This is a genomic window from Micromonospora sp. NPDC050276 (genome assembly GCF_044459545.1).
Taxonomy (GTDB): domain Bacteria; phylum Actinomycetota; class Actinomycetes; order Mycobacteriales; family Micromonosporaceae; genus Micromonospora.
The window spans coordinates 76,215-93,540 of record NZ_JBITJA010000003.1 but is presented as its reverse complement, the minus strand read 5'-3'; the positions used below and the strand labels follow the sequence as shown (position 1 = coordinate 93,540).

Below are 17,326 nucleotides of genomic sequence, written 5' to 3'. Positions count from 1 at the left end.
CTGGCCTTCGGCTGGAGTGGCTGGTGGCTAGTCAAGCGATGCGATGCGGGCGGGGCCCGTCTCGCCAGGTTCCGATGGCAATAAAAACGGCCCTCGTGCAGATGCACGGGGCCAGCGCACTCTCGGTGAGGGAGAGTGCGCTCAGGTAAGTACTCGCAGCGACCGGTACGACGACATGCGGCTAAGCCTGACGCATCTCACGCGATGAGTCAACTGATCCCACATGTTGGTTAACGGAGTGCGGCGCGTCGGCCGGCGACGCGCCATCCGCAGCGGGGTTGAGCTGCTCGGACCGGCCGGGGACCCGACGTGGTGCGGGCACCGGAGCGGGACGCGCACCCGGCGAGGTGGCCGCCTCCAGCATCGCCTCCAGGTGCTCGGCCGGCACCCCCCAGCCGAAGAGCGCGCCCTGGCCGAACCGGCAACCGGCGGCCACCACCGCGGCCAGCTCGGTCGGGGTGGTCACCCCCTCGGCGATCACCTCCAGCCCCAACTGGTGGCCCAGTCGCATGACGATGTCGACCATCGGCGCGAACGCCGGACCGTCCTGGCCGACCGGGCGGACCGGCTCGTGCTCGGCGACCAGACTGTGGTCGATCTTGAGAATGTCGATCGGCAGCCGGCGCAACTGCCCCAGCGACGAGTAGCCGGCCCCGAAGTCGTCCAACGCGATCCGGACACCGGTCAACCGCAGCGCGGTCAGCCGCCGGATCAGCTCGTCCAGGTCCGTGGCGACCGCGTGCTCGGTGACCTCCAACACCAGCCGCTGCGGCGGCACGTGGTGGGCGCGCAGCGCCTCGGCGACCTGAACCACGTACTCCGGGGCGTGCAGCTCACGCGGGGACACGTTGACCGACACCCAGACGTCGTGCCCGTCCGCCAGCCACCGGGAAAGCTGGTAGCAGGCCTGATGCAGCACCCAGGCGCCGAGCGGGGCGATCATGCCGCACTCCTCGGCGAGCGGGATGAACTCGTCCGGACGGACGTTACCCAGCTCGGGGTGGTGCCAGCGGAGCAGAGCCTCGGCGCCCACCGGCCGCACCGACGGCAGCGACGCCACCGGCTGGAACGCCAACCGCAGCTCGTCGCGGTCGATGGCCCCACGCAGCTCGTGCTCCACCGTCGTGCGTCGGCGCAGCAGCTTGTCGTACGCGGCGTCGTACCGCTCGATCCGGTTCTTGCCACGCTGCTTGGCGTAGCGCAGTGCCAGGTCGGCGTGGCGCAGCAGCAGCTCCACGTCCGGCTCGTCGGCCCAGTCGGCCACGCCGATGCTCACCGACAGGAAGACCGGCCCCTCCGGCTGGTCGTACGGCCGGTTGAGCACCCCGAGGAGCCGTTCGGCGACCCGGTCCGCCTCGACCGGCCGGCCTCGCATGAGTACGGCGAACTCGTCGCCGCCCAGCCGGGCGGCCACGTCGCCGGGGCGCAGGTTGCCGCGCAGCCGCCGGCCCACCTCGGCCAGTACGGCGTCACCCACGTCGTGGCCACGCATGTCGTTGACGTTCTTGAAGCCGTCCAGGTCGAGACCGAGCAGCACGCACGGGTTGTGGTCCGCGGCGTTGCGGTGCAGCGCGCGGAGCAGCCCGCGCCGGTTGGCCAACGACGTCAGCGGATCGGTGTGCGCCAGCTCGCGGAAGTGCGCCTCCCGCTCGGCCAGGCGGCCCGCGTACCCCCGGACGTCGCGAAGGGTGAGGTATTGCCGTGCCACCAGGGCGAAGCCCTCCACGCTGCCGGCCACGATGCCCGCCGCGGTGAACCGGCCATCCTGGGCGAGGTGGTACATCGCCGAGGCGGCCATCGCCAGCATCGGGGCGATCGCGTACTCGCCGTCGCGACCGACCAGGTCCAGGTCGACGTGCCCGGGCCGGTCGGCCCGGTGCACCGCGAGCGCGACGGTCAGCAGGCCGGCGGCGAGCAACGTCACACCGGTCAGCGCCATGGTCGGCCCGGCCTGGCAGAGCCCGGCACTGAGACCCAGGCCGCCGCAGGTCACCGCGCTGATGCCGGCGCCCAGCGCGGCGAGCCGTCGACGTGGGGTGGCGGCCCGGAAGACGACGATCACGGCGACCCCCGCACTGAGCGCGGCGCTCACCGTGGCCACCAGGATCGCCGGACAGGCCATCGGGGTGGCGGAACCGAGCAACCGGGTCGGCTCGGAGAAGAGCACCCAGCCGACGAACCACAGCGCCGCCGCCATGACCAACCCATCCAGGGCGAGCCGGGTCGTTCCCGCCGCGGTGGCGGCCACCCCGGGCAGCCGGAGCAGACCAGCGGCGAAGGCCAGCCCGCTCACCGCCGTGCCGATCGCCACCACGGTCGCCCAACCGGTGCGCTGACCCTGCTCGTGGGCCCAGTGCTGGTTCGCGCTGATCGTGGCGGCCACCCCGACCAGGAGGCTGAGCAGGGCACCCCCGGCGGCCGCCGCGAGCAGCAGGTGCGCCGGCCGACGCGGCCCCGTGCGCCGCCGGGCGACAATGGTCAGCAGTACGGCCGCCACCGCGGCGACGAGCCCGCTGAGCGCCGCGACAGCGACCATGCCCGGTGGAAGATGCACCCTCCAAGAGTGCCGGATGCGCGCACGCCGTGGGGGTCGAGTGTGCATCTGTTGGGACACAGGCCCTACCCGGGTGGGCCGGCGCGGCAACGGTGTCATGCTGGTAGGTATGCCTGAGCTGCGGTCGAGGACCTCCACACACGGTCGGACGATGGCCGGCGCCCGGGCCCTCTGGCGGGCCACCGGGATGACCGACGACGATTTCGGCAAGCCGATCGTCGCCATCGCCAACAGTTTCACCCAGTTCGTGCCTGGTCACGTACACCTCAAGGACATGGGTGGCCTGGTCGCCGACGCGGTCGCCGAGGCCGGCGGGGTGGGCCGGGAGTTCAACACCATCGCGGTCGACGACGGCATCGCGATGGGCCACGGCGGCATGCTCTACTCGCTGCCCAGCCGTGAGCTGATCGCCGACGCGGTCGAATACATGGTCAACGCGCACTGTGCGGACGCCCTGGTCTGCATCTCCAACTGCGACAAGATCACGCCCGGGATGCTGCTGGCCGCGCTGCGACTCAACATCCCGACCGTCTTCGTCTCCGGCGGCCCGATGGAGGCCGGCAAGACGATGGCGATCGAGGGCGTCGTGCACAGCAAGATCGACCTGATCGACGCGATGATCGCCTCCTCGAACGAGGCGGTCACCGACGAGCAGCTCGGTGAGATCGAACGCTCCGCCTGCCCGACCTGCGGCTCCTGCTCCGGCATGTTCACCGCCAACTCGATGAACTGCCTCACCGAGGCGATCGGGCTCGCGCTGCCCGGCAACGGGTCGACGCTGGCCACCCACGCCGCGCGCCGGTCGCTCTTCGTCGAGGCCGGCCGGACCGTCGTGGAGATCGCCAAGCGGTGGTACGACGGCGACGACGACTCGGTGCTGCCGCGCACGGTCGCCTCCAAGGCCGCCTTCGAGAACGCGGTCGCCCTGGACGTGGCGATGGGCGGCTCCACCAACACGGTGCTGCACCTGCTCGCCGCCGCCCGCGAGGCGGAGATGGACTTCGGCGTCACCGACATCGACGCGATCTCCCGGCGGGTGCCGTGCCTGGCCAAGGTCGCGCCGAACTCGCCGAACTACCACATGGAAGACGTGCACCGGGCCGGCGGCATCCCCGCGATCCTCGGCGAACTGGACCGGGCCGGGCAGCTCAACCGGGACGTGCACGCGGTGCACTCCCCCTCGCTGGCGCAGTGGCTCACCGACTGGGACGTGCGCGGCGGCTCCCCGACCCCGAAGGCCGTTGAGCTGTTCCACGCGGCGCCCGGTGGGGTGCGTACCGTCGAGCCGTTCTCCACCACCAACCGGTGGTCGACGCTGGACACCGACGCGGCCGGCGGCTGCATCCGGGACCGCGAGCACGCGTACTCCGCCGACGGCGGGTTGGCCATCCTGCACGGCAACCTGGCGCCGGACGGCAGCGTGGTGAAGACCGCCGGCGTGCCGGACGACTGCCTGACCTTCCGCGGCCCGGCGAAGGTCTACGAGTCGCAGGACGACGCGGTGACCGCGATCCTCGCCAAGCAGGTGGTCGCCGGGGACGTGGTGGTGATCCGGTACGAGGGGCCCAAGGGCGGCCCCGGCATGCAGGAGATGCTCTACCCCACCTCGTTCCTGAAGGGACGGGGTCTGGGCCGCTCCTGCGCGCTGCTCACCGACGGCCGGTTCTCCGGCGGCACCTCCGGGCTCTCCATCGGGCACGTCTCCCCCGAGGCGGCCTCCGGTGGGCTGATCGCGCTGGTCCGCGACGGCGACGAGATCGTCATCGACATCCCGAGCCGGTCCATCGAGCTGAACGTGCCCGCCGAGGAGTTGGAAGCGCGACGGGTGGCCGAGGAGAAGCGCGACAAGCCGTACACCCCGACCGACCGGCAGCGCCCGGTGTCCGCGGCGCTGCGCGCGTACGCCTCGATGGCCACCTCCGCTAGCGACGGCGCCTACCGCCGCGTCCCGGAGTAGCCACCCGCTCTTCTGACCACACCGCCGGCCCGCGAACCTTCAGTCCATCGGGACGTCGCGCAGGTCGGGAACATCGGCGAGCAGGCGTACGCCGTCGTCGTCGTGTCGGTGCACCGTGCAGCCAGCGCGGGTGAAGCGAACGGTGACCACCTGCCCGGCGTGCCGGGCCGCCAGGCGCAACAGGTCCTGCTCGGGGTCGACGACCTCACGCGACCCCGAGCAGGGCACCGGTATCGGCGCTGTCGGATCGGTCGGGGCGGCCCCGGCGACGGCGTCGGTCAGGCGCTCGACGCACCAGGCGAGCGCGGCGGCCAGACTCGGCCGGTGGGGAAAGTCGTCGGGACCGACGGGCGCGTCGCGCGGCTTGACCTCGACCGACCAGCTCAGTCCGTCGGCGAGCAGCGGGTCGTCGGCGTTGTGCCGCCTGTCGCACACGCCCACCACGAGGGCCAGGTCGAGGCCGAGGGCGAGCCGCAGCAGTTCGGGCAGCGGCGGCGCGGCGGGTGGCGCCGCCACCACGATCAGCCGACCGGCGGCCGTGCCACGACTGGCGTCGCGTACGTACTCCCCAACCGGGTCCGCCCCGGCCCACGGCAGCGTGACGTACCCGTCGCGCAGGTCCTTGCTGATCGGGTGCCCGCCGTCGGCGTCGGCGAGGTCGTCCGGCCGTGCGCCGAGGACGGCCGCCCAGGAGCCGAGTCGGTAACGCTCTGGTAGCTGCACGACCGGCCGACCGTTGGGCTGGGTGGCGACCAGCGGGGGGACTTCCGGCGTACCGGCCTGCCACGCCAGATGCACCACCCGGTGGCGCAGGTCGGTGATGGTGACCGACACGGTCCGAAGCAGACGGTGGGTGTCCCCGCAGGTGAAGCAGTGCAGCGCGGACGGGCGCAGGCCAGCACCGGAGCAGTGCGGGCAGTCCAGGTCGGCAGCGCGACCGCCGAGCCGACAGTCGCAGACGCGCAGCCGGCTGCCGGGCCGGCAGTCCGGGCAGGACCGCCAGTCCACCGGTTCACCCAGCCAGGGCGGGTCGGACGGCTCGTAGCCGCGGGTCACCGGCACCTGCACCCGGCGGACCACTTGACCGGTGGGCTGCTCGGTGAGGATCTCCACCGGCTCACCCGCACGCAGCGTCGTGTGCCACCAGCGACCGTCGCGCCACAGGGCCTGCGCGCCGGGCAGTTCGTCGCCGTCGGCCGTATCGACGCAGTCGGCGAGGATACGCCGTTCGAGCTGGTCGACGTCCACGCTCGGCGTGACGGGTGAGCGCGGCGAGTCGGGGCGCATCAGCCGGGCGGGGACGTTCAGGCCCCGCTCGGCGAGACCGTTGAGTGCGGCGGTGGCGTCGGTGCGGATCACCGCCTCCGGCAGGTCCAGACACCAGCCGGACGCGCCGGACGGCACCGGGGAGCCAGGCACCTCGTATCGGATGGTCCAGCCGAACCCCGCGCCCTGCCTGCGGGCCTCGACGACCAGGTCGAGCAGCAACAGGTCGGCCACGGCGCAGAGCCTTGCCAGCCGGGCGGCCGAGTCGACCGAGGGCACGGCGGTGGACTGGCCCAGCACCAACCGCCACGGGGTGTGATCGGCCCGCACGATGGCCTGGGCCTCCAACTCGTGCCGCTGCGCGGCAGGCAGATCAGGCCGCCACTGCTTCGACAGCCACAGCGACGGCTCGTCGGTGTCAGCGACGACCGCGCCGACAGTGGCGGCGAGTTCGCGTACCCGAGAAGAAAGGTCGACCACCCAGTGGCCCGCCGGGTCGGGGTGGGGGTCGAGGCCGCCGGGCACGACCTGGTGGGACGCGACCGCGCCGGTGTCCAGGTTGGCGACGGTGACCACGAGTTGCGCCCGCCGCCGGCCGCGCCGGCCACAGCGATGACAGGGGTACGCGACGCGGCCCGTGCCGCGGCACTGCTCGCAGCTCCGGTACGCCTCCCGGCGCGGCCCGAGCACGTCGGCGTCGGCGAGGAACCGGTCGCCGTAGCTGGTGCACCGGCACGGCTCCAGCGTGAACGTCATCCCATCGCAGTCCGGGCAGACTACGACGGGCACGGCGGTCACCGACACCGCCGGGCCGCGCAGTCACCGTCGTGTTCCACCCGCCGCACGCACCGCCGACCGCCGTCGAGGGGCAGGTCGCAGAACACCCGATGGCGTACGTCCTGCGAGTCCTCTGCGGACACCGTGGTCTCGCCCGCGTCCACCTCGGACAGAAAGCTCAGCGAGCGGGCCAGGGTGCCGGCGAAGTTCTGGGCGGCCGGCAGGTCGGCGGCGGTGAACGGCAGGTGCGCCACCCAGCGGGCGCTCACCAGCGGGCCGCCAGATCCTCGCGGGTCCGCTCGGACTGCCAGCATCTCAGCGCATCCTTGATCCGCTCGGTCTCCCGCCGGCTGCTGCCCAACGCCGCGTACACCTCGGCCAGGTCGTCGGCGACCTGGCCAAGGAACTCGGCGACCTCTGCGGCGTCCACGCCACGCCGGCCGCGCCGGGTGAACCGACGCTCGCGGACCTGCCAGGGCTTCAGGGGGACGTAGTTGGCGGCTCGGTAGGACGCCGGCCGGGGTGGCTCGGCCCTGAGATGACGGAGAAACGCGCGCACGAAGCAGCACCATCCTTCCTCGAATTATTCGACCCTCGCCGACGCGGGAATTGCGCGCCCATAGGCGTTGTCGGACCAATCTTGTAAGGTCGGAAGCACCATCGCAATGAATGTCGACTCACACTGTTCCGCGATTTTTGGGCAACCTTCCCCTGTTGCAGAACGGCTGGCGGAATGTTGCAAAATCCAACAGGAAGGAGAGCCGGGTGGCCGATGACATGGGCTCGACGGTGCCCCGACGCCAGCTCGGTAGGGCGTTACGTGACCTGCGCACCGAGGCGGGCGCGACCCTCGACGCGGTCGCCGAAGCGCTGGAGTGCAGCCGCCAGAAGGTGTGGCGGATCGAGAGCGGGCTCGGCTCGGTGCGCGGCGTCGACGTCCGAGCGATGTGCGAGCTATATGGGGCGAAGGGCGAGCTGACCCGGGCGCTCATCTCCCTGGCTGGCGAGACGAAAGCGAAGGGCTGGTGGCACGCGTACGGCGACGCCGTCCCCGAATGGTTCGAGCTGTACGTGGGCCTGGAATCCGCCGCGTCGAAGCTCCGCTTCTACAAGAACAGCCTCGTGCCCGGCATCCTCCAGAGCAGCGACTACGCCCGGGGCATCTACCGCATCGACCAGCCCGACATGGGCGAGGACGACCGGGAACGAGCGGTCGAGCTTCGGCTACAACGCCAGTCCCTGCTGACCCGCCGCCTGCCGCGAGCACCGCAGGTGCAGGTGGTGCTCTGCGAGTCGGTGCTACTCCGACCGGTCGGCAGCCCCGAGATCATGGCGGATCAACTCCACAACCTGCTACGGCTGACTCGCCTGCCGAACATCTCGATTCGCGTGTTGCCCTTGGTCGCCGGACCGCATCACGGCACCGTTGCGGGCGAGTTCGTGCTTCTTGAATTTCCGCTCGGGAATCGAACCACCCCTGAGCCTCCGTTGGTTTACAGCGAGGCGATCACCGGTGCCCTCTACCTCGACCGTCCCCACGAGTTCGCGACCTACGAGAAGGTCTGGTTGAGCTTGCTGTCACTCGCCCTCGATGAGGGACAATCGTTCCAACTGATCAATAAGATCATCGGAGAGGTTCACAATGGTTGACCTGACCGCCGCCCAGTGGCGTAAGAGCACCCGCAGCGCGGGCAACGGCGGCGAGTGCGTCGAAGTCGCCGCCAACCTGCCTGGCGTCGTCGCCGTACGCGACAGCAAAGACCCGCACGGTCCGGCCCTCACCTTCGCTCCCGTCGCCTGGGCCACGTTCGTCCAAGCGACCGCCACCATCCGCTGAGCTTCGGTGGGTGTCTCGGGAGTCGCCCGGACACCCACCCACCCACCTTCGGGGCTGCGCTGTGTAGCAGGGTTCGCTAACGTGCGACAGTGACCATCGGCGATGTCAAGGTGACCATCCGGAAGGGTGATCAAGCGCTCGACAAGGCCCGGATGAGCATTGAGAAGGCCAGCGCCAAGCTCGCCGACGCGTCCGCACTGGCACTCGCCACCCTGCACGACAGCGACCGCGGCGAGGCGCAACGGTCCCGTGAAGCACTTCGTGAATCTACGGACGAGGTCGAGCTGGTGCTTCGCCGCATCACGGCCGCCAAGGAACATGCCGCCGCCTACCTCGCCGCCATCGGATGAGCGGAAGCCTCGGCGAGGTCGTCGCTCAACTGCGCAGTGCCATCGACACCCTCCGCAGCGCCGCAGTTATCGCGACGCGCGCACAGGCTGACGCGGAAGAAGCTCTGGCGTACTACAGCCAGGCGGCTCGGGGCAGCAACCATCCGCAGCTCATCGGCGCACTGACAGAGAGCAGAACTGCTGCCGAGAAGGCCGGCAAACTCGCCCGCCTGATCAGCGAGGCGGCCGACCAGGTCGGCGCCTACTCCAACGCGGTCGCTCCCGGCTCCGCACCGACCCAGCGGCCGATCGATTCGGCCACGCCGTCCGGCGAGGATCTGCTCACCGAGGCCGTGGAACGCGAATCCGCACGGAGAAACGTCGCTTCCTTCCTGAGTACGATGACCAGGAAGGCCGAGGATCTCCAGGACAACACCCAGAAGTCCGTGGCGGCGGCCAGGGAAGCGTTCGAGATTGTTCGAGGTCCACAAGGTCCGGCAGGGGCTCAGCAAGCCGGCACCACAACGCCAGCGGTCGGCTCTACCGTGGGTCAGCGTCTACTGAACGAGGCACCGGACGCGGCGGGGCATCTCGTCGTCGTGGGGTTGGTGGCGAGCGTCGCCCTCCACCGCTCTGTCCAGACCATCCGCAAGGGGATAGCGAGGTTACGAGATCGTGAGCGTACGGACCGAGTTCAGCGACCTGATCCGGGCGATGGCACGGCGTGACTGGGGCACGGTGGACCAGATTCTGGATGGGTTGGAGAATTCCGGCTGGCAGGGCGGTAACCAGGTGATCGGCGCGGCGTTCGCCATCGCGGTCAACGACCGCTTCGCCGCCAGCCACTCCCCCACTGAGGTCGCCCGGTTCGTAGCCGAAACCCGCGACCAGTTCCGCGGCGCGGAGTCGCTGCCCACGCTGGAGATGGAAGGGCTCGTCCGCGCGGCCCTCGGTGAGGTCGGGCTCATCGACAATCTCAGCCCCGAAACGGCCCTCCAGATGCAGATCGTGATCCTCGGCAAGCTGCTTCAGGACCGCGATCCCAACGAGGCGCAGTTGGAGGAGTTCATCGCCGACGTGGAGCAGACGGCTGCCGAGTACATGTAATCAGCGGGGCTGCGTACCGCCTTCATCTCAGATAGTGTCCGTCCGACCACGCAAACGTGAACTCGTTGCGCGATCGTCAGACGGAGGCGGCATGGCCAGCATCGAGGAAGTCAAGGCGGCGCTGATGCAGGCGGCCGAGCAAGGCAACGCCACGATCAGCCAGATCCGGGCCGCGGCCGACAACACCGAACAGATGCTGACCCGGCTGCGCGCTATCGCCGCCGGCACCGGCCATCCGACGATCGCCGAAGCCATCGCCCGAGGCGAACAGAGCAAGCAGCGCCTGGCCGAAGCCATGGTCCTTGTGCAGGGCAGTGCGGAGGCAGCACGCCGCTACATCAGCATCCTCGGCTGAGCGCAATACCCTCGATGAGCGTCGGCGAAGCCAAGGCGACTCTCCGCACCACCATGGATGCAGTGGACGGTACGCCGGTTGACCGCCCCCAGGTGGAGCAGCCGGCCACATCGATCCTGGTGCGGTCCGGCTGGTCCTCGGTCCAGCGCGGCCGAATGCGGCCCCCGTCAACTATGTCGAAATCTTGGACAGTTTCCGTTACCTGATAACGGAAACTGTCCAAGATTTGGAGATTTGATGCCGGAAGGACCGGACAGCCGTCGTGGGACATCGAGGTGCCCGGAACGTGGGCACGGGCGCAGACGGCAGGTCTACAAAGACGGTGCCCCGGATCGACCGGGTGGGCTAGCGTGTCGTCGGTCTACTGGGGATAGCCCCAGATTCCTACGGGGGAAGGCGTGTACGTGTCACTTTGGAAGAAGCCCGCTGTGGTGGCGGTCTCGGCGTTCACCGCGTTCGTTGTCTCCGCGTGCGGCGTGACGTCCGGCTCCTCCGAGGCGCCGAAGCAGCCCAGCGTTCTGGAGTTGCTGGCCAGTGATCTCAAGGGGTCGCTGCAGAAGACGGTCGACACCACCGACAAGACCGACTCGGTGACCCTGACGATGACGGGCACCATGGGCGGCGAGAAGATCTCGATGCAGGGCGCCCTGACCCTGGGTGGTGACCCGCTCAAGGCCGAGATGACGATGACCAACGCGAAGGGCACGACCACCGTCCGGATGATCGGTGCCGTGATCTACGCCGAGATCCCAGCGGAGGGCCGCAAGGCTACGGGCGGGAAGCGCTGGATGAAGATGGACATGACCGGCCTGGGCGAGATGACGGGCACGAACTTCGCCAAGCAGTTCGAGGACATGGACCCGATCAAGCAGGTCAAGACGCTGCTCGCCATCGAGGGGACGACGGTAGTGGGGCAGGAGACGGTGAACGGGGTGCCAACCGTCCACTACACCGTCACCACCCCGGTGGCGACCTACCTCGCGCAGGTCGACGCCATGCACCGGAACGCCACCGAGCAGGCGCTGACCGCGCAGGGCGTCAAGGAGTTAAAGATCGACCTGTGGGTCGACGAGCAGTACCGGCCGCGTCGGGCGGGCATGGTCATGGGCAAGATGGGTGACATGGCGATCGACTACACCGACTACGGCAAGGCGGTGACCGTCGAGACGCCGCTGGCGGCGGAGACCACCGACCTCGCCGAGATGCTCGAGGGCCTGACCACCGCTAGCTGATCACTCCGTGCTCGGGCGGGCTCGGCATCGTGCCGGGCCCGCCCGTTCGTTTCCCGTGCCACCAGACCCCGTCCGGTCAGCAATGATCCCCACGAGGTCGCCGATGTCGGGTTGATCAACGCCCGTACGGGGCCAGGTCAGGACGGTGCCCACGGTCCACTGATGTTGATCCACACGTCGAAACCTCCAGGAACGATCACAGACCAGTGAAGGAACACCGGGAGGCTACGTGACTGTAGGCAAGGAATTCTCAAGACCATCTGCGGCAAGAAACGAGAAAGAGCGTGTTATTTCCGCCTTCGTACCTCAGACTGGGTCACCTTGCGTAACCATCACAGCCCGTTTCGGCGAGCTCAGCCGGCGGCTACGACGTGGTCGATCACCAGGTGGGCGGCGCCGGTGATGCCGACGTCCTGCCCGGCGGCGACCCGCTCGATGAGCAGGGTCTGGGTGGCCAGCGGCAGGCACCGCTCGTAGAGGGTGGCCCGCATGCTGGCCAGCAACGGCTCACAGTCGGCGAGCCGACCGCCGATGGCCACCACCTGCGGGTTGAAGAAGTTGACCACCACGGCCAGGATCTCGCCGACGGCACGGCCGGCCTGCCGGGCGAGGGCGGTGGCCTGCCGGTCCCCGTCGTCGATCAGGCGGATCACACCGGTCAGGTCGGAGACCGGTACGCCCTGGCCACGGAGCGCGGTGACCAGGGCGGCGCCGCTGGCCACGGCCTCCAGACAACCGGAGTTACCGCAGGTGCAGGGTGGAGCGGGATCGGCGACCACCCGGCAGTGGCTGATGTCCCCGGCCGATCCCTGGGCACCTCGGTGCAACCGTCCACTGGAGATCACACCGGAGCCGATCCCGGTGCCGGCCTTGATATAGACGGCGTGGTCGAGCTCGGGGTGCGCGGTGCGGTGCGCACCGAGCGCCATGAGGTTGGCGTCGTTGTCCACGATGACCGGCACGTCGACCCGACCGGCGCAGAACGCGGCGACGTCGAAGCCGTTCCAGCCAGGCATCCGTGAGGGGCTGACGACTCGTCCGGTGGCGTGCTGCACCGGGCCGGGGATGCCGATGCCGATGCCGCGAAGCGCACCCGCCGTCGAGCCGCCGGCCGACGCGGCCGGATCGTGGTGCACCAGCGCGGCGACCTCGGTCAGCAGCGCACCAAGCACCGCCTCCGGGCCGTCCTCGATGCGGACCGGCAGGGTGCGGGCCTGGACCACCCGCCCGGAGAGATCCAGGGTGCCGACGCGGGCGTGGTGGGCGCCGAGGTCGATGGCGCCGACCACGGCACCGCCGGTGGGCACGGCGAGTTGGCGGGGCCGTCGCCCACCTCGGGACCGCCCGGCGCCGGTCTCCTCCAGCAACCCCTGGCTGATCAACGCCTCGACCCGCTGGGAGACCGTCGACGGGGACAGCCCGGAGAGGCGGGACAGGTCGGCACGACTGACGGCCGCTCCGGTGGCCACCCAGCGCAACAGCTCCCGGGGGCCGCCCCGGAGGGCATCGCGTGGCGCGTCGTCAATCGTCACGTCAGCTTCTTAGCACCCGCAGTTTGTTCAAGCAACCGGTTGACTTCGTTTCCTGTCTACCTTTAGATGGCGCTGTTGGTTCGATATGAAGCTGACTTAGTTTTGTACTCGAAGAAAGTGGGGCGCCTGGTGGCACCGGAGACGACGGGTCCGGACCGACCGATGGTGTCGGTACGCGGCCTGCACAAGTGGTTCGGTCCGCTGCACGTCCTCAAGGACATCGACCTCACCGTGGCCGCTGGCGAGGTGGTCGTCGTGGTGGGGCCCTCCGGCTCCGGCAAGTCGACCCTGTGCCGCTGCCTCAACCGGCTGGAGACCGCGGGGCAGGGCAGCATCGAGATCGACGGTGAGCCGCTGCCCGCCGAGGGCCGCGCACTGGCCCGCCTGCGCGCCGACGTCGGCATGGTCTTCCAGTCCTTCAACCTCTTCGGGCACAAGACGGTGCTGGACAACGTCACCCTCGGCCCCACCCGGGTCCGCCGGATCCCCCGACCAGAGGCGCGGCAGCAGGCGTTGGCCCTGCTGGAGCGGGTCGGCATCGCCGACAAGGCGGACCACCACCCGGCCCAGCTCTCCGGCGGGCAACAGCAGCGGGCCGCGATCGCCCGAGCCCTGGCGATGCAGCCGAAGGTGCTGCTCTTCGACGAGCCGACCTCGGCCCTCGACCCGGAAATGGTCAACGAGGTGCTCGACGTGATGGTCTCCCTCGCCGCCGAGGGGATGACCATGATCGTGGTGACCCACGAGATGGGCTTCGCCCGTCGCGCCGCCGACCGGGTGGTCTTCATGGACGACGGCCGGATCGTCGAATCCGGCGCCCCCGACGACTTCTTCGCAGCTCCGCGCACCGAGCGGGCCCGCGATTTCCTATCCAAGATCCTCCAGCACTAGCCCCCAACGGGAGGGTGTCATGTCAATTTTCTCGATGAGCTTCACCAGGCGGCGGTCGCTCGCCCTCACCGCCACCGCGATCGCGGTGACCCTCTCCGCAGCCGGCTGCGGCGGTGACAGCGGCGGCGGCGCTCCGACCCTGCCCGGCAACCCCGGCCTGGGCGGCGACGGCGTGGTCGCCCAGTCGGTGTACGACGCCGCCCCGGTCGCGACCGACGCGGACATCCCGGCGGGTTCCACCATGGAGGCGATCCGCAAGCGCGGTTACCTGAGCGTCGGCGGTTCCCTGGACGCGCCGCTGCTCTCCCAGCAGAACCCGGTCAGCGGCACCATCGAGGGCTTCGACGCCGACATGGCGAAGCTGCTGGCGAAGTACATCATCGGCAAGCCCGAGGTGAAGACGACGACCATCGGCACCCAGACCCGGGAGGCCATGCTCCAGGCCAAGTCGGTCGACGCGGTCTTCCAGACGTACACGATCACCCCGCAGCGGGCCACCCAGGTCGCCTTCGCCGGGCCGTACCTCACCTCCGGTCTGGCGGTCGGTGTCCGCAAGGACGACACCTCGATCAAGAGCGTGAAGGACCTCGCCGGTAAGACCGTGATCGTCGGGGCGAACACTCCCGCCGTCACGGCGCTGCCCTCCGCCGCGCCCGGCTCGAAGCAGATCGCCTTCGGCACCGACCCGCAGGCGTTGCAGGCGCTGCTGCAGAAGCGCGGCGACGCGTACGTGCAGGACTTCACGCTGCTCGCCTCGGGCGCCAAGGCGAACCCGGGGATGAAGGTGGTCGGCGAGCCGTTCACCACGGAGGCGTACGGCATCGGCCTCAACCGGGAGGACACGCAGTTCAAGGAGTTCGTCAACAACTGGCTGAAGAAGATCCAGGCCGACGGCACCTGGGCGAAGGTCTGGGAGGGCACCCTCGGCTCGGTGGTCGAGGGTGGGGCGCCCACCCCGCCCGCCCTCGGTTCCGCCGACGGCTCCTGAGCAGCCGCTCGTACCGATGGACGCCCTCACCGGCCACCTGAGCGAGTTTGGCCACGGCCTGGTCACGACGGTCGAACTGACCGTCGTGACCACTATCGGCGCGATGCTGCTCGGCATCGTCGTGGCCACCCTGCGGATCGCCCCCGTCCCGCTGCTGCGGGCCATCGGCACCACGTACGTCGAGGTGTTCCAGAACCTGCCGCTGCTGGCCCTCCTGGTGCTCTTCGTGTTCGCGCTGCCCACCATCGGCATCACGTTCCCGCTGTTCACCTCCGCCGCGATCGTCATCGCCGTGTACGAGGGCGCGTACCTGGCCGAGGCGATCCGGGCCGGCATCAACACGGTCGGCGTGGGCCAGGCCGAGGCGGCCCGTGCCATCGGGCTCACCTTCGGCCAGTCCCTGCGGCACGTGATCCTGCCGCAGGGACTGCGGGCGGTGATCCAGCCGATCGGCAACATCTGCATCGCGCTGCTGATGAACACCTCGCTGGCCGCCGCCGTCGGCGTGGTCGAGCTGACCCAGGCGGCCAACAACGTGAACCTCGTCGAGGCTCAGCCGATCGCTGTCTTCACCGGCGCGGGCCTCGCCTACATGCTGCTCGCGTTGATCATCGGTCAGGTCACCGGCCTGCTCGAACGAAGGTTGGCGATCGTCCGATGAACAAGGCCCAACAGATCCTCTTCGACGAGCCCGGCCCTCGCGCCCGACGGCGGATCCGGATCGCCACCGTGGTCGGCGCCGTCCTCGTCGCCGGTGCCCTGGTCGTGGCGGTGCGCCAGTTCGCCAGCCACGGCGAGCTGGCCGCCGCCCGGTGGGAACCGTTCACCACCTGGCCGATCTGGCGGTACCTGCTCACCGGCCTGTGGGCCACCGTGCGCGCCGCCGCCGCGACCGCCGTGCTCAGCGCCGCGCTCGGACTTCTCCTGGCGCTCGGTCGGCTGTCGACGCACCGACCGCTGCGGTGGCTGGCCGGCGCGTACGTGGAGGTTTTCCGGACCGTACCCACCCTGCTGCTGATCTACGTGACGCTGTTCGCCCTGCCGCAGTACGGGCTGAACTTCCCGCTGTTCTGGAAGCTCGTGGTGCCGCTGGTGGTCTCCAACTCGGCGGCGTTCGCGGAGATCTTCCGATCCGGCATCCTGGCGCTGGACCGTGGACAGACCGAGGCCGGCCTCGCGGTCGGGCTGCGCCGTGGCCAGGTGATGGCGCTGGTGGTGCTGCCGCAGGCGCTGCTGCAACTCGCCCCGTCCCTGGTCAGCCAGCTGGTCGGGCTGCTCAAGGACACCTCGCTCGGCTTCGTGGTCAGCTACACCGAACTGCTCTACAGCGGGCAGGTGCTGTCGTCGTACACCCACCTGCTGATCCAGACGTTCCTGGTGGTGGCGCTGATCTACCTGGTGGTCAACGCCTCGCTGTCGAAGGTCGCCCGCGTGCTCCAGGCCCGCAACGGCCGCTTTGGCGGCCGGCGCGGACGGCGGACCGCCGACCTGCCCCCGCCGCTCCTCGAAGGGAACACCCCGCGGTGACCAACCTCCGCTACGCCGAGCTGGCCCGGGTCGTGCGCAACGGCTTCGTCGAGAGCCGCCACTACGGCAGCGTCGTGGTGCTCGCCCCGGACGGGAAGGTCGCCCTGGCCGCGGGCGTACCCGACGAGCCGGTGCTCCCCCGCTCCACCCTCAAGCCGGTGCAGGCACTGGCCTGCCGGGTCGCGGCGGGTGACGCGCTGACCGGCCCGGCGCTGGCCCTCGCCGCCGGCAGCCACACCGGCGACGACCGGCACGTCGAGGTGGTCCGGGCGATGCTGGCCGGGGCCGGCCTGGCCGAGGACGCGCTCGGCTGTCCGGTGGACTGGCCGGAGGACGAGCCGACCCGGGACCGGCTGATCCGTGCCGGCGGGCACCGCGACCGGATCCGGATGAACTGCTCCGGCAAGCACGCCGCGATGCTGGTCGCCTGCGTGGCCCGGTCCTGGAGCACACCCGACTACCTCGACCCGGAGCACCCGCTCCAGCGGGAAACCGCCGCCACCGTCGCTCGGTTGGCCGGCACGCCGGTGGCGCACCACGCGGTCGACGGCTGCGGTGCGCCACTGTTCGGCCTGCCACTGACCGGCCTGGCCCGCACGTTCCAGGCGCTGGTCACCGCGCCCGCCGGGAGCGACGAGGCGCTGGTCGCGCAGGCCATGCGCCAGCACCCGGAGTACGTCGGCGGTTGGCACGGGCACCCGAACACCGACCTGATGCGGGCGCTGCCGGGCGTCCTCGCCAAGGGCGGGGCCGAGGGCGTGCTCGCGGTGGCCGCACCGGACGGTCACGCCGTGGCGGTGAAGGCGATCGACGGTTCGCCCCGGGCCACCACCGCCATCGCCCTCGCCGCCTTCGACGCCGTGGGCGTACCGGTGGGTGGGGCCGACGCGCTGCGCCAGGTGCCGGTGCTCGGCGGCGGCGTACCGGTCGGCGCCGTCACGGCCGTCATCGACTAAACCACGGCATCGCCTCGA

The 17,326-nt window shown here is 70.3% G+C and carries 18 protein-coding genes; 13 read left to right on the top strand and 5 right to left on the bottom strand.

The annotated features are described in order from the left end of the window. Window positions 1-181 precede the first annotated feature (181 nt). Window positions 182-2,536 carry a putative bifunctional diguanylate cyclase/phosphodiesterase gene (locus tag ACIBF8_RS06485; RefSeq protein WP_396781753.1) on the bottom strand — a complete coding sequence of 785 codons (2,355 nt, stop codon included), beginning with the start codon at window positions 2,534-2,536 and terminating at the stop codon, window positions 182-184. A gap of 127 nt (window positions 2,537-2,663) precedes the next feature. Between ACIBF8_RS06485 and ilvD the strand changes: the two genes are divergently transcribed. Then, window positions 2,664-4,511 carry a dihydroxy-acid dehydratase gene (ilvD, locus tag ACIBF8_RS06480; RefSeq protein WP_396781345.1) on the top strand — a complete coding sequence of 616 codons (1,848 nt, stop codon included), beginning with the start codon at window positions 2,664-2,666 and terminating at the stop codon, window positions 4,509-4,511. A gap of 39 nt (window positions 4,512-4,550) precedes the next feature. Here the strand turns inward: ilvD and ACIBF8_RS06475 are convergent, their stop codons facing one another. From ACIBF8_RS06475 to ACIBF8_RS06465, 3 genes are read right to left on the bottom strand one after another with little or no spacing between them, the layout of a single operon-like run. Continuing rightward, window positions 4,551-6,533, bottom strand: coding sequence for a hypothetical protein (locus ACIBF8_RS06475; protein WP_396781344.1), 1,983 nt, complete (start codon window positions 6,531-6,533; stop codon window positions 4,551-4,553). A 38-nt stretch (window positions 6,534-6,571) separates the two neighbouring features. Further along, a complete protein-coding gene (locus ACIBF8_RS06470) occupies window positions 6,572-6,823 on the bottom strand; it encodes a hypothetical protein (protein WP_396781343.1) in 252 nt (83 codons plus the stop codon). Further along, entirely contained in the window at window positions 6,820-7,113 is a 294-nt protein-coding gene (locus ACIBF8_RS06465) for a DivIVA domain-containing protein (RefSeq protein ID WP_396781342.1), read from the bottom strand. Before ACIBF8_RS06465 ends, ACIBF8_RS06470 begins: the two co-directional genes overlap by 4 nt. A gap of 206 nt (window positions 7,114-7,319) precedes the next feature. Here ACIBF8_RS06465 and ACIBF8_RS06460 point away from each other — a divergent pair, with 206 nt between their 5' ends. The 7 genes from ACIBF8_RS06460 (at window position 7,320) to ACIBF8_RS06430 (ending at window position 11,414) form a co-directional block, all read left to right on the top strand. Further along, window positions 7,320-8,204, top strand: a complete 885-nt coding sequence (locus ACIBF8_RS06460) for a helix-turn-helix domain-containing protein (RefSeq protein WP_396781341.1) — start codon at window positions 7,320-7,322, stop codon at window positions 8,202-8,204. Next, window positions 8,197-8,391 carry a DUF397 domain-containing protein gene (locus ACIBF8_RS06455; RefSeq protein WP_396781340.1) on the top strand — a complete coding sequence of 65 codons (195 nt, stop codon included), beginning with the start codon at window positions 8,197-8,199 and terminating at the stop codon, window positions 8,389-8,391. Before ACIBF8_RS06460 ends, ACIBF8_RS06455 begins: the two co-directional genes overlap by 8 nt. A gap of 89 nt (window positions 8,392-8,480) precedes the next feature. After that, a complete protein-coding gene (locus tag ACIBF8_RS06450) occupies window positions 8,481-8,741 on the top strand; it encodes a hypothetical protein (RefSeq protein ID WP_396781338.1) in 261 nt (86 codons plus the stop codon). Further along, window positions 8,738-9,448 carry a hypothetical protein gene (locus ACIBF8_RS06445; RefSeq protein WP_396781337.1) on the top strand — a complete coding sequence of 237 codons (711 nt, stop codon included), beginning with the start codon at window positions 8,738-8,740 and terminating at the stop codon, window positions 9,446-9,448. The genes ACIBF8_RS06450 and ACIBF8_RS06445 overlap by 4 nt, the downstream gene beginning before the upstream one ends. After that, window positions 9,396-9,827, top strand: coding sequence for a hypothetical protein (locus ACIBF8_RS06440; protein WP_396781336.1), 432 nt, complete (start codon window positions 9,396-9,398; stop codon window positions 9,825-9,827). The genes ACIBF8_RS06445 and ACIBF8_RS06440 overlap by 53 nt, the downstream gene beginning before the upstream one ends. 91 nt (window positions 9,828-9,918) lie before the next feature. After that, complete coding sequence (locus tag ACIBF8_RS06435) at window positions 9,919-10,182, top strand: hypothetical protein (RefSeq protein ID WP_396781335.1); 264 nt, start codon at window positions 9,919-9,921, stop codon at window positions 10,180-10,182. A 404-nt stretch (window positions 10,183-10,586) separates the two neighbouring features. Beyond that, entirely contained in the window at window positions 10,587-11,414 is an 828-nt protein-coding gene (locus tag ACIBF8_RS06430; protein WP_396781334.1) for a hypothetical protein, read from the top strand. A 353-nt stretch (window positions 11,415-11,767) separates the two neighbouring features. On the opposite strand, the gene ACIBF8_RS06425 is transcribed toward ACIBF8_RS06430, so the two are convergent. Then, window positions 11,768-12,946: an ROK family transcriptional regulator gene (locus ACIBF8_RS06425; RefSeq protein ID WP_396781333.1), complete on the bottom strand. Its 1,179-nt coding sequence runs from the start codon at window positions 12,944-12,946 to the stop codon at window positions 11,768-11,770. Window positions 12,947-13,108: 162 nt separating this feature from the next. Here ACIBF8_RS06425 and ACIBF8_RS06420 point away from each other — a divergent pair, with 162 nt between their 5' ends. From ACIBF8_RS06420 to ACIBF8_RS06400, 5 genes are read left to right on the top strand one after another with little or no spacing between them, the layout of a single operon-like run. Beyond that, complete coding sequence (locus ACIBF8_RS06420) at window positions 13,109-13,837, top strand: amino acid ABC transporter ATP-binding protein (RefSeq protein ID WP_396781752.1); 729 nt, start codon at window positions 13,109-13,111, stop codon at window positions 13,835-13,837. Between the two features lie 19 nt (window positions 13,838-13,856). Next, window positions 13,857-14,825: a glutamate ABC transporter substrate-binding protein gene (locus ACIBF8_RS06415; protein ID WP_396781331.1), complete on the top strand. Its 969-nt coding sequence runs from the start codon at window positions 13,857-13,859 to the stop codon at window positions 14,823-14,825. A gap of 16 nt (window positions 14,826-14,841) precedes the next feature. Beyond that, window positions 14,842-15,486: an amino acid ABC transporter permease gene (locus tag ACIBF8_RS06410; RefSeq protein ID WP_396781330.1), complete on the top strand. Its 645-nt coding sequence runs from the start codon at window positions 14,842-14,844 to the stop codon at window positions 15,484-15,486. Beyond that, the gene (locus ACIBF8_RS06405; protein WP_396781329.1) at window positions 15,483-16,352 is read left to right on the top strand and encodes an amino acid ABC transporter permease; all 870 of its coding nucleotides are present in this window, start codon (window positions 15,483-15,485) and stop codon (window positions 16,350-16,352) included. The genes ACIBF8_RS06410 and ACIBF8_RS06405 overlap by 4 nt, the downstream gene beginning before the upstream one ends. Further along, complete coding sequence (locus ACIBF8_RS06400) at window positions 16,349-17,308, top strand: asparaginase (protein ID WP_396781328.1); 960 nt, start codon at window positions 16,349-16,351, stop codon at window positions 17,306-17,308. Before ACIBF8_RS06405 ends, ACIBF8_RS06400 begins: the two co-directional genes overlap by 4 nt. Window positions 17,309-17,326 lie beyond the last annotated feature (18 nt).